Genomic DNA, 12,372 nt, shown 5'->3' on the forward strand with positions numbered 1-12,372 from the left:
TACGGAATCCATCCACATCATGGCGCTGAATTGGCCCGCTATCATGCTCGGCGCCATCGTCGATATTGCCAGCTCTACGCTGCTGGGCATCCTGGTCATTCTGCTGGCGAGCTATGCGCTGGTGGACGACGCCACCAACACGGCCGATGCGCTGCGCCAGCTCGATGCGACACCGGTATTCATATTTCTCTCGGGCGCGACCGGCCTGTTATGCAGTGCTCTGGGTGGCTATGTGGCAGGCATGCGAACCAACAACCGCCCCCTGTTGCACGCCGCCTACTCGTCCGGGGCCAGCACCTTGCTGAACCTGGCGTCCGTGCTCGGATTGATCGACAACAGCATGTCCAATAGCTGGGTGGTCATCGCCATGTTGCTATCCATCTGCGCGGCTGTGGGCGGTGGTGTGATGGCCCGCTCGCGCAAAACTGCCGCCTAGTCCGTTGCGCACGCCGGGTCGTGGGCGTGCCAACGGTATTTATTTTTCATCCGCTGCATCCATCTGCCGCACTCGCTCGTATCAGGAATCGGAAGGACGACACAACGTCCCCTCTGGAGCCATCACAGGTGGCTCCTCCATCCTGAAGGAGAGAGCAGATGAAACCGTACCATCATGCCCTGGCTTGCCTGCCCATCGCGCTGGCTGCCGTTTTCACCACCCAGCCCGTCCAGGCGTCCAGCCACCGCGAAGCCCCGTTCATTGCCCGCCAGCCCAAGGTAGACGCGACGGATTTCTACCTGTTCAACAGCTATGAGGCCGGTCGTGCCGCCTATGTGACGGTGATCGCCAACTATCAGCCTTTGCAGGATGCTTACGGCGGCCCGAACTATTTCTCACTCGATCCAGACGCGCTTTATGAAATCCATATCGACAACAATGGCGATGCCAAGGAAGACCTGACTTTCCAGTTCCGCTTCAAGAACAATCTGCAGAACCTGGCGGTACCGGTAGGTGGCAAGAGCGTGGCTGTGCCACTGATCAATATCGGCGGTATCACCGAGCCAAAGGCCGCCAACCTGAATGTACAGGAGAGCTACAGCATCACCCTGATCAAGGGAGATCGTCGTACCGGTACACGCGCCATGGTGACCAATGCCAGTGGGGGTGGCACCAGTTTCGACAAGCCGGTGGACTATATCGGCACCAAATCCCTGCCGGATTACGCCAGCTACGCCGCCAAGCATATCTACAGCGTGAACATCCCTGGCTGCGCTAGCCCGGGCAAGGTATTCGTCGGCCAGCGCAAGGACCCGTTCGCGGTGAACCTGGGCGAGACGTTCGACCTGGTGAACATCAAGGCACCGGCCACGGCCTTCGATCCTGGCGCCGAGGACAAAGGCCTCGATACCCTCAAGTACAAGAATGTCACCGCCATCGAGATGGAAATCCCCACCGCCTGCCTGGTGATGGGCGACACGGTGATCGGCGGCTGGACCACCGCTAGTCTGCGGCAGGCCCGGTTGATCAACCCGGCACCTGCCAGCGGTAATACCACGGCGTCCAAGGAGGGCGGCGCCTGGGCGCAGGTATCCCGGCTGGGTATGCCGCTGGTGAACGAGGTGGTGATCGGCCTCAAGGACAAGGACAAGTTCAACGCCAGCAAGCCCAAGGACGACGGCCAATTTGCCGAGTATGTGACCAACCCCACCCTGCCGGCCTTGCTGGAGATCCTGTTTGGCTCGGCTGGCGTCAAGGCCCCCACCAATTTCCCGCGTAACGATCTGGTCGCCGCCTTCCTCACCGGCGTGAATGGACTTAACCAGCCCAAGAACGTGGTGGCCTCCGAAATGCTGAGACTCAACACGGCCGTGCCGGCCGTCCCCAAGGGTGCACAGAAACGCCTGGGCGTGATTGGTGGCGACAACAGCGGTTTCCCGAACGGCCGTCGTCCGGGTGATGACGTGGTCGACGTCGCCCTGCGCGTGGTGATGGGCCGGCTCTGCACCCTCAACCTCGGCTGCACGCCGGAGCAGGCACCCAGCGGCAAGATCGACTTCACCGACGGTGCCTATCTCGATGACAGCGCCTTCGATGCCAGTTTCCCGTACCTGAAGACTCCGGTCGCCGGCGCAAGCAACTAAGGAGATGGCCATGAGAGCGTTTCGAGATGGATGGGCCTACCTGTTGTTGTTCCTGTTCTGCGGCCTATTGAGCGCCTGTGGTGGTGGCGACGATACGCCAACACCCCCTGCGCCGCCCCCGCCCCCCTCGGCCGATGCCTTTACGACGCAGACAGCCGGCCTGGCAAGCAGTCAGCCGGAAGATAGCGAACCGAAGGATATCGGCCAAATTGCGGTCATAGAGAACGACACGGGTGAACCCGTGGCTGTCACACCGTAGCTGCGCCAAGACCCGGCTTGTCAATCAGGCCGGGTCTTGGGCGTGCAGGGGCACGTCGCATTGCGCAGGAAATCGAGGGAGGAACGGAACATGCTGAAGAAATGGCGACATCAACTACCTTGGTTGGCCATGCTGGTCTCGCTGGGCACGAGTGCCGCACCGTGGCGTCCCACGGACCCGAACGAGGTGCTGGAAGTCCTGCCTACGCGTCTCGCGACAGGACCTGACGCTGCTGCGCTGCGCAGCCAGCTCGGCAACCAGTCACTGGATGTGGGCGCTGCTGTCAGCCTGGCCCGCCAGTACCTGCAACTGGCCCGCGCCAGTGGCGATCCCCACTATCTGGGCTATGCCGAGGCCGCCATCTCGCGCTGGACCACCCAGACACGGATGCCGACCCAGGTGCGGCTGATGCGCGCAATCCTGGCGCAGCGCAACCATGCCTTCGGTCCAGCCCTGGCGGATCTCGCCCTGGTATTGAAGGCGGAGCCTAACAATACCGAAGCGCTGCTCACCCGCGCCACAATCCAGCAGGTGCGGGCCGATTACGCCGCCGCCCGCAAGGACTGCAATGCCCTGCTCGGCGTAGACACGCTGCTACTGGGCGCCGTCTGCCGCGCGCAGCTCGACAGCCTGAATGGCAATGCGCCCGCCGCGCTCGCCCTGCTGAAAAAACTCGACCGCGGCCAGGGGAGCAGGTTGACGCCTGCATTACAGGAATGGCTCTGGCTCAGCCAGGCAGACATCGCCCAGCGCCTGGGCGACCAGGCGCAGGCAGAAATGAAGTTCAAGGCCTTGCTCCAATTGCCGGGCACCGGTCCCGAGACCCGCGTGGTCTATGCCGACTGGCTGCTGAGTCAGAATCGCGCCAGTGAAGTACTGCCGCTGCTGGCCGAGGAAACCCGCAATGACAATGCCCTGCTGCGGCTCGCCTTGGCGGAACAAGCGCTGGGCGCCCCGCAGGCATCCGGTCACATCGCTACGCTGCAGGCCCGCTTTGTGGCCGCCAGACTACGCGGCGACCGCGTCCACCTGCGAGAGGAGGCCCGTTTCCGTCTGAGCCTCTTACGGGATCGCAGCGGCGCACTCGCGTTGGCACAAGCCAACTGGCAGGTACAGCGCGAACCGGCGGACCTGCGCTTGCTGCTCGAATCCGCCTTGCGGGCCGGCAACCGCGAGGTCGCCCGTCAGGCCAGCGCCTGGGCCAAGGCCAACCGCTTGCAGGATGTCGCGCTGCAGCTTCTGCTCGTGCGACAAGGAGAAGCGGCATGAAAAAATACCTGATCGCGGCGCTCCTCGCGCTAAGTAGCGGTCTCGCCCTGGCCCACAAACCCAGCGACAGCTACCTCACCCTGACCGAGACCCCTACACGGCCACAACTGCAATGGGACATCGCCCTGCGCGACCTGGATGTCGCGCTGGGGCTCGATGCCGATCAGGACGGCAAGGTGAACTGGAGAGAACTGCAGGCAGCCGAACCACGCCTGCAACAGTACGCCTTCTCGCGGCTCACGATCAGTGCGGACAAGACGGCCTGCCCGCTCGTTTATCGGGGCATGCGGGTAGACCGGCATGTGGACGGCACTTATGCGGTGCTGGATGCCGAACTCGCCTGCCCTATCGCGGCCAGCTATCAGGTCGGCTACCACTTTCTGTTCGATCTGGACCGGCTGCACAAGGGCATCGTGACCCTTCACCGCAATGGTCATACCCAGACAGCCATTGCCTCAGCCGACCATCCCTCTGTACTACTGGTACCAGGACGCCAAGGCGTAATCGCTCAGTTTGCTGACTTCATCAAGGAGGGCGTGTGGCATATCTGGATCGGCTACGACCACATCCTGTTCCTGATTTCGCTGCTACTACCTGCCGTCATGGTCTTCAAACAACCCCGGGGAGGCTGGCAGCCGGCCAGCGAGCTGCGCCCGGTGCTCAAGGATGCCATCGGTGTGGTGACGGCGTTCACCCTCGCACACTCGATCACACTCTGCCTTGCGGCGCTTGACGTGGTTCGATTGCCGTCACGGTTGGTGGAGTCAGTCATTGCGGTATCGGTCCTGCTGGCTGCGCTCAACAATCTCTACCCGATCATCCACCGCCGCCGCTGGTTGGTGACCTTCGCCTTCGGTCTGATCCACGGCTTTGGCTTTGCCAGCGCCCTGGCGGAGCTTGATCTGGGCCGGGGTTCGCTGCTGGTCTCACTGCTGGGCTTCAACCTCGGTGTGGAACTGGGCCAGTTGGCCATCCTGCTCGGTTTTCTGCCCTTGGCATTCTGGCTGCGAGATCAACAGCTCTATCGCCGGCTGGCACTGCAGACAGGCTCCTGCGTGATCGCCGTGATCGCCGCCGGCTGGCTGACCGAGCGGGTACTCGATCTGAAACTAATGCCGTTCTGATTTACAAGGAGAGTACCCACGATGGAACAAGATCGCGCACGGGATTGGCATGATGAAGTAGGACCGGTGTGCGCCGGTCCACCAGGCGGCTATGCTGCTCGTACAACGCCTAAAGGACACACCGTGGCACCAGACCCGTTGATCGCCCTGCTCGCCCGTATCGGGCTAGGGGACGCCCAAGCGTTCGAGACCTTCTACCAGGCAACCTCGCCACGGCTCTACGCCGTGGCCTTGCGCATGGTAAGGCGGGCCGATTGGGCCGAGGACATCCTGCAAGAGTGCTATGTGAAGATCTGGCATGCCGCAGCGAGCTACGCCCAGGAACAGAGCCAGCCCTATACCTGGCTGATCCAGATCGTACGCAACCGCTGCCTGGATTGGCTACGACGCCCGGCGATGGAGGACAGCGCCGAAGATGAAGGCCAGCAAGCCTTCGAGCAACACCCGGACCAGCGCGCCGGTCCGCTGCAGCAACTCTTGCAGGCGGACGAAGCCCAGTCGCTCAAGCACTGCCTGGAGGCGCTGGAGGTCAGACCACGTGAACTGATCCTGATGGCTTATTTCCAGGGTCTGAGCCATAGCGAGCTAGCCCAGCGCTTGAGCCTGCCGCTTGGCTCCGTCAAGAGTTGGGTACGCCGTGGGCTGATGCAACTGAGAGGATGCCTGTCACTATGAACTACCTGCGACCCGACCTGATCACGCGTCTCGCGGCCGAATACGTACTGGGCACCCTGCAGGGGCTGGCCCGACGCCGCTTTGAGCGCCTGCAGAAAGAACACGACATGATCCGCCGCCAGGTAAGGTTTTGGCAGCAACACCTGGACCCGCTATCCATGGGCCTGACACCCATCCGTCCCCCTGCCAGGGTGTGGCAAGGCATTGCGTCCTCTTTACGCTTACCGCAAACCGCGCCACCCTCTACCAATCGGTGGCAGAGCCTGTCGTTCTGGCGACTGAGCAGCCTGTTCAGCACCGTAGCCGCCATCGTGCTGGCCATACTGGTGGTGATCGAGCGCCCAGCACCACAAATCGAACCCGGCAAGCTGGTGGCCGTGCTTAGTAATGCCCAGGCAGAGCCTGTCCTGCTGGCCCGTCTCGATGACGGCAGCGGACGGCTTCGTCTGGCGAGCGTTGGCAGCTTCAAGGCACCTGCCGGCAAGGACCATGAGCTTTGGGCCTTACCAGAAGGTGGCGCCCCTGTATCGCTAGGGGTGATGAGCCAGCAAGGCGAGGTCGAACTGGTGCTCGATGCCCGTCGCCTGGCAGAGCTTCAGCGCAGTGGCGCATTGGCCGTCAGTCTCGAGCCCAGCGGCGGTTCGCCAACCGGCGCACCTACCGGGCCAGTACTGCTGACCGGTAAGTTGCGCTTGAGTTGATATTGCAGCCGTCGGCCAAAAAAACAAACAGCCGCCCAAGGGCGGCTGTTTGTCTAACTGGCAACCTGCTGCGGCGCTTAGACGCCCATGCCCGCCAGCATCAGGAAAGTAGCGAACAGCACGAAGTGAGTCACCCCTTCGATCGCGTTCGTCTCGCCATCGTGCAGGTTGATGGCGGCTACAATCAGCGTGATCAGGGTCATCGCGGTCTGCAGCGGCGTCAGCGCCATCTGGATCGGCTTGTCGGTGATCAGGGCCAGGGTCTCGATCACCGGTACAGTCAGGATCACGGTGGAGAGCGAGGCCCCGAGCGCGATGTTGACGACCGGTTGCATGCGGTTGGCGAGGGCCGCCCGCACGGCGGTCAATATCTCCGGGCTGGCGGAGATGGCTGCAACCAGCAGCGCGGCCACGATGGGCGGCACACCCGTGCCGGCCAGGCCGGCATCCATGGTCTTGGACATGACTTCGGCTAGGAGGCCGATCAGCGTGACGCCGACGATCAGCAGGATGACGGATTGTTTGGTGCTACCACCATGGTGGTGCGAGGCATCGCCCGTTTCGGCATAGGTGTAGCTGAAGAAATAGCTGTGCTGCTTGGTCTGCAGGCGCAGGAACATGGCGTACAGCAGGATCATGGTGACGATGGTGAAGACCGAATAGAGCTTCCAGTGCGTATCGGGAATGAATTCCGGCACGATCATGGAGACGCCCATGGCCGTCATGATCATGACGATATAGCTGTTGCCCGAATCCACGTTGTAAGGCTGTTCGCCATGCCGCAGGCCACCCAGGATGGCGGCAAGGCCCAGGATGCCGTTGATATCCAGCATCACGGCGGAGTAGATGGTGTCGCGCACCAGCGTGGTAGAGCTGGTATGGCTGACCATGATGGCCAGGATCACCACTTCCACCAGCACGGCGGCCAGCGTGAGGATCATGGTGCCGTAGGGCTCACCCACCTTCTCGGCCAGGATTTCCGCGTGGTGTGCCACCCGCAGGGAGGCCAGGATGATGGTGCCGACCAGCACCAGCGCGACGATCAGGGAAGGCAACTGCCCGGCCGCGAGCACGGTGTGCTCCAGCGGAAAGGCGATCAGTGCCATCACGATGGCGATCAGCAGGTTTTTTTCTTGTTTGAGTAGGGCAAGCATGAATTTGATACAAGGTTATGAGAAAGAACCGTCAGTTTAGCGATTCCCGGCATGATTCCCCGCATTGCCTGCGCAGGCTGTGGCCTAAACCGCAGCGCTGCCAGCCTGTGCATCAATAGGTATTCCAGCGGTTGCGCGCTTCCTCTGCCGCTTCCTTACGCAGCCAGCCCGCACGTTCCTGGTCTTTCAGCATCAGCATGTCGCCACCTTCCACCGCCATGGCCAGGGCGTGCAACGCCGCCGGATAGTGGCGTTCGGCAGATAGTTCCAGCAGGCGGCGGGCCATCAGCGGGTTTCGGGGTACGCCCTCGCCTTCCAGATAAGCGTTGGAGAGCAGGAACATGGCCTGCGGGTTGCCGAGCTCGCTCGCGGTATTGAGCCAGCGGGCGCCCAGTTGCACATCCTTGGGCACCCCATCGCCATTGCGCGCCATGCGGGCCAGCGACAAGGCCGCCAGCGGGTGCTTGTGCTCGGCTGCGAGGCGGTACCAGTCCCAGGCGGTCTTCAGGCTTTGGCTGGCGCCCAGTGCGGGTAGCCGGTAGGCCTCTCCCAACTGGAAGGCGGCTTCGGCATCGCCCGCATGGCCGGCTTTCTCAAACCAGACCAGCGCCATGGCGTAGCCCTTGGGGTCTCGTGCATAGCCCAGCGCCAGTTCGCGTTGCGCCACGGCGTAGCCTTGTTCGGCCCATGCCAGCAACTGGGCCTGTGCCTTGGCCTGTCGGCCGTTGGTCGCCAGCAGGCCGGTGGATTCGATCTCGGCTTTAGTGGGAGGTTGAACGGGCTCGCGGGCACAGGCGGCCACAAGGCCGATGGCCAGCAGGGTGGCGGTAATGTAACGCAGGTCTTGCATGGTCATCTCTCAAACAGCAACGCCCTCCCCTGTGACAGGGAGGGCGGGTTCAACACCTGGTCTTACTTGCTCAGGTCGATCGAGTACTTGGCGTAACCGCTGGCATCCAGTCCACCCTCTGCGGTGACCTGACCCAGGCCCAGCGTCTTGGCAACAGCCAGCTTGCCGGGTTGCGAGCGCAGGATCACCGGGCCGCTGGTGGCCACCTTCACGAAGCTCCAGCTACGGCCATTGCCATTGCTGGCATAGCTGATCTTGCCGATCTTCTTCAGGTAGTTGCTGACCACGGTCTGGTTGGCGTCGGGCGACTTGATGATGGTCTTGCTGCCATCAATGCCGGGGAAACTGCCACCGCCGCCTGCGCGGTAGTCGTTGGTGGCGACGATGAAGTCATCTCCATCGGCAATCGCCTTGCCCTTGTAGCTCAGGTTGACGATACGGCTGCCTGCCGGCTTGGTCACGTCGATCTGGTAGACCAGCGTATTGCCCTCCGCATAGAACACGTCGTAGTTGTAGATCGTCGAGTAGGACGGCACCAGATCCTGCTCGGTGGTCTTGCTCGGGTCGATCTGGCCATACTGCTTGGCCGATGTTTCCAGCCAGTTCTTGAGATCGCTACCCTTGATCTTCACCGCCTGGACGTTGTTGTTACTGTACAGGTAGAGGTCACCCGGGTTGCGTACCTGCAGTGTGAACGGCGTGGCCGTCGTGGCGGTCGGCGCGACATCGGTAAAGTCATTGGCACCGTTGCGGCCCGCCTTGAACGGCGCACTGGTCGAGATCACCGGGATGCCGGCGTACTGCGGCAGGCTGGCGGCGACAAAGTCCTTCACATAGTCGATCTGCGCCTGGTTGACGATCTGGATGGCGCTCACATCCCCGACCAGGGCGAAGAAGGCGGACATCTCGAAGTCGGTCGTCACGCCGAGCGATTGCTGGGCGTAGGCCACGGTACCCTTGTGCTCAGTGTCGACCAGCGGTGCGACACTCGCATCGGCAGCGACGTTGGTCACGCCGTCGGTGTACTTGAAGCCGCGGGATTCGACATTGGTCTTGTCCTTCTGCACGACCCACTTGCCGCCTTGCCAGGCCAGGCTGAGCTGGATGATGCCGAGACGACGTCCCCAGCTTTGCGCCATGACGGTCGGTACACCATTGACCAGCCCCTTGTCGCTATCGACCGTGTCCTTGGGCAGGGCAAGCAGGGAGGCGTCCAGTGCGGGGCCGTTCTTCTCACGGGCCTTGGGGAAGATCAGGTGCGAGTGGCCCACCATCAGCGCGTCGATGCCCGGCACCGTGGTGAGATGGTAACTGCCGTTCTCCATCTTGGGACTGTATTCGCTGGCATCCAGGCCGCCGTGCGAGAGCGCAACCACGATGTCGGCGCCCTTGCTGCGCGCTTCCGGCACGTACTTGGTCGCGCTTTCCTTCACCCCGGTGACGAACACCTTGCCGTCGAGGTTCTTCTTGTCCCAATCCATCACCTGCGGCGGTACAAAGCTCAGCACGCCGACGTTGAACTTCACATCCAGGCTGCTGCCATCCGGCTTGGTAGCCTTGAAGGTCTTGGGGACGATGGCGTAAGGGGCGAAGATCGGTGCCTGACTGGATACGCCGTTCACATTGCTCAGCACCACCGGGAAACTCGGCGCACCGCAATTGCCAGGCTTGGTCACGCCTGCGATGCCAAAGTCCTTGTTCATGACCTGGCTCAGGTAGCCCAGGCCATAGTTGAATTCATGGTTGCCTATGCCGCCGGCGTCGTATTGCAAGGCATTCATGACCTTGTGGACCGCCAGCGGGGCACTACAGGTCACCGGATTGGCCAGCGCCTGGTAGTCCGATAGCAGCGTGCCCTGGATGGTGTCGCCATCGTCCAGCAGGACGGTGTTGGCATTCTCGGCCCGCGCACTCTTGATCAGCGTGGCGGTACGCTCCATGCCCAGGCTGGTGTCTTCCTTCACGCCAAAGTAGTCGTAGCTCATTACGTTGGCGTGCAAATCGGTCGTTTCCAGCAGGGCGACCTTGAGGGTCGTGCCCTCGGGGATCAGCGGCTGGACTTCGTCATCGGAATTGCTGCAGCCAGCCAGGGCGAGGCCGATGGCGCTCGCCAGGAGCAGGTTGGTTCTCATGGTGGTATGCCGTGTAGTGTGGGGTGGCCGCACTATGCCCACGGCAGATGACAGCAGCGTGTCGTCTATCTGATGCGACACGCTGTCAGGAAGGCATCGGAGACCCGCTGACACACGTCTCTTGCAGCACGGTCATTCTTCCAGCGTGATGAGCTGCCAGGTATTGCGACCGGCGGCTTTGGCCTGATAGAGCGCACCGTCGGCTGCGACCAGCAGTTGCTCCGGCGTCACTGCGGTGTTCATGGCATAGGCGATGCCGATACTGGTTGAGATTGCATGTTGGCAACGACCCAGATCGACCGGAGTACGGACTGCCTGCAGGAGCTTGTCGGCGACCTGGGTGGGGGTACGGACCGAATCCAGCCCGGTCAGCAGGATCACGAACTCGTCACCGCCAAGACGGGCGACATGGTCGCTGACCCGTACCGCTTCGTGCAGGCGTTCGGCAAAGGCTCTGAGCAGTTCGTCGCCGGCCGCATGGCCCAGGGTGTCGTTTACTTCCTTGAACCGGTCCACATCAAGGAACAGCAAGGCCAGACCTTGCTGGCGCAGGAAGTGATGATGGATCTCCTGCTCCAGATTCTCCATGAAGGCAGCGCGGTTCAACAGGCCGGTCAGCGTATCGACCGACGCACGGTTCTTGAGCTGCAATTCGCGCTGGTGGGCCTGGGTGATATCCCAGACCATGACGTAAAAGCCGGATACCTCACCATCGCTATTTTGCTGCGGGATATAGTGCACCTCGACATAGCGTTGCTCACCGTGCGCCACCATGCCCCGCTCGAAGGTGACGCTTTGCCCGCTGAGCGCCTGGTCCACATAGGGCTTGATCACCTTGTAGCCCTCATCCCCCAGAAACTCGCTGATATGCCGGCCGACTATCTGATCGGTGGGGATGCCATAAAAATGGTGGTAGGCCTCATTGCAGTAGCGATAGCACTCATCCCGGCCCACAAAGGAAATCTGCGCCGGGATCGCGTCAGCCAGCGTGCGCAGCATGGCTTCCCGCAATATGAGATTCAGTTCCGAACGCTTTTGCCGGGTCACATCCCGGGTGCTGACGCAGATGCCATCGCCCGTCTTGATCACCTCATGGCGTAACCACTCCGCCTTGAGATTATCGACATCGATAGTGAACTCCTCTTCCAGCGCCTCACCCGTCTCCACCACCCTGACGTATTTTTCGAAAAATCCGCCAGTACGGTTGATGGGCATCCATTCGCACAGCAACTGGCCAATGACTTCATGCCTGGGCTGGCTGACCATTCTCTCGGCCTGGTCATTCAGGTAGGTAATGCGAAAATCACGAATCTGCCCCGTTGCGTCGCGAACACTCTCCATGAAGAAGAAGGCATCCATGTTCGCCTCGGCTGCGCTCTGGAAATTCTGCGCGGCGATCTCGGTTTCCTGGCGTGCTTTTTCCGCCTCGAGCAACAGCCGCTCTTTTTCCTCGAAGTCCACCCGGTGCGCAAGCGCAGAGCCCAGCAGACCTGCCATCAATTGCAGGGTCTGGACGTCGGTCTGGGAGAAGGCGCGGGGCTCGGGCGCCATGATCTTGAGTACGCCGACCGTCCTGCCCTGCATCTGCAAGGGAGCGACGACCATGGAGCCGGCGCCCACAAGTACGCAGGCGGCATGATCCACGCGAGGATCGGTGGTCGTATCTTCGCACAGCAGCACACGCCCTTCGGCTACGCAGAGGCCGGACAGGCTGCCGCTGCGCTTGAGCCGCAAGCCGATATGCGGCGTAATGCTGCCGCTCGCAGCGCGGTAGACCATTTCGTCATCCTCGACGAGCTCAATCACGGCACCGCTGGCCGGCGTCAAGTCCTGCATGCGCTCAACCACCAGCCGCATGAATCGCGGAAGGTCCAATTCGGCTTCGGTTAGCTGTCGCTGGATATCAATGATCTGGCTGAGGCGCTCTGCGGTGCGCTCCAGCCGGGTGTTGGTTTCATGCCTTAGCGCAATTTCGCTCAACAGGTGTTCATTGACCTTGTCGACGAGTGCGGCACGCTCCTGCAACAAGGATTGCTGCTCATCGGACGTACGACCGGAGGGTTTTCCTGGCACAGGCGGTGTGCGGCGGGAAGCGGCATCGTGTTCGGGAAAGCTCATAACCTGCCTTC

Annotated in this window: 11 protein-coding genes; 7 read left to right on the forward strand and 4 right to left on the reverse strand. The window is 61.9% G+C overall.

The genetic code is table 11. The features are described 5' to 3' along the window. Positions 1–19: 19 nt before the first annotated feature. The 7 genes from ACYVHK_RS08785 to ACYVHK_RS08815 all read left to right on the forward strand — a co-directional run bounded on the left by ACYVHK_RS08785 (position 20) and on the right by ACYVHK_RS08815 (position 6,107). A complete protein-coding gene (locus ACYVHK_RS08785; RefSeq protein ID WP_460530010.1) occupies positions 20–436 on the forward strand; it encodes a hypothetical protein in 417 nt (138 codons plus the stop codon). Positions 437–594: 158 nt separating this feature from the next. After that, positions 595–2,079, forward strand: coding sequence for a DUF4331 domain-containing protein (locus tag ACYVHK_RS08790; RefSeq protein WP_460530014.1), 1,485 nt, complete (start codon positions 595–597; stop codon positions 2,077–2,079). 10 nt (positions 2,080–2,089) lie between these two features. Continuing rightward, a complete protein-coding gene (locus tag ACYVHK_RS08795) occupies positions 2,090–2,338 on the forward strand; it encodes a hypothetical protein (RefSeq protein WP_460530017.1) in 249 nt (82 codons plus the stop codon). Between the two features lie 90 nt (positions 2,339–2,428). Further along, entirely contained in the window at positions 2,429–3,607 is a 1,179-nt protein-coding gene (locus tag ACYVHK_RS08800) for a tetratricopeptide repeat protein (RefSeq protein WP_460530020.1), read from the forward strand. Further along, a complete protein-coding gene (locus tag ACYVHK_RS08805) occupies positions 3,604–4,731 on the forward strand; it encodes a HupE/UreJ family protein (RefSeq protein ID WP_460530023.1) in 1,128 nt (375 codons plus the stop codon). The genes ACYVHK_RS08800 and ACYVHK_RS08805 overlap by 4 nt, the downstream gene beginning before the upstream one ends. 123 nt (positions 4,732–4,854) lie before the next feature. Continuing rightward, positions 4,855–5,406 carry an RNA polymerase sigma factor gene (locus ACYVHK_RS08810; protein ID WP_460530026.1) on the forward strand — a complete coding sequence of 184 codons (552 nt, stop codon included), beginning with the start codon at positions 4,855–4,857 and terminating at the stop codon, positions 5,404–5,406. After that, positions 5,403–6,107 (forward strand): anti-sigma factor, encoded by a 705-nt coding sequence (locus ACYVHK_RS08815; protein ID WP_460530027.1) that lies wholly within the window; start codon positions 5,403–5,405, stop codon positions 6,105–6,107. The genes ACYVHK_RS08810 and ACYVHK_RS08815 overlap by 4 nt, the downstream gene beginning before the upstream one ends. Positions 6,108–6,184: 77 nt before the next feature. Here ACYVHK_RS08815 and ACYVHK_RS08820 read toward each other — a convergent pair whose 3' ends face one another. The 4 genes from ACYVHK_RS08820 to ACYVHK_RS08835 form a co-directional block, all read right to left on the reverse strand. After that, positions 6,185–7,261 carry a calcium:cation antiporter gene (locus tag ACYVHK_RS08820; protein WP_460530030.1) on the reverse strand — a complete coding sequence of 359 codons (1,077 nt, stop codon included), beginning with the start codon at positions 7,259–7,261 and terminating at the stop codon, positions 6,185–6,187. A 112-nt stretch (positions 7,262–7,373) separates the two neighbouring features. Then, on the reverse strand, positions 7,374–8,111 hold the full coding sequence (locus ACYVHK_RS08825) for a tetratricopeptide repeat protein (RefSeq protein ID WP_460530033.1): 738 nt from the start codon (positions 8,109–8,111) through the stop codon (positions 7,374–7,376). Between the two features lie 62 nt (positions 8,112–8,173). Further along, on the reverse strand, positions 8,174–10,243 hold the full coding sequence (locus ACYVHK_RS08830; RefSeq protein ID WP_460530036.1) for a bifunctional 2',3'-cyclic-nucleotide 2'-phosphodiesterase/3'-nucleotidase: 2,070 nt from the start codon (positions 10,241–10,243) through the stop codon (positions 8,174–8,176). Positions 10,244–10,375: 132 nt separating this feature from the next. Beyond that, the gene (locus tag ACYVHK_RS08835) at positions 10,376–12,361 is read right to left on the reverse strand and encodes a diguanylate cyclase domain-containing protein (protein WP_460530039.1); all 1,986 of its coding nucleotides are present in this window, start codon (positions 12,359–12,361) and stop codon (positions 10,376–10,378) included. Positions 12,362–12,372 lie beyond the last annotated feature (11 nt).

It is taken from the genome of Chitinimonas naiadis (assembly GCF_054780835.1).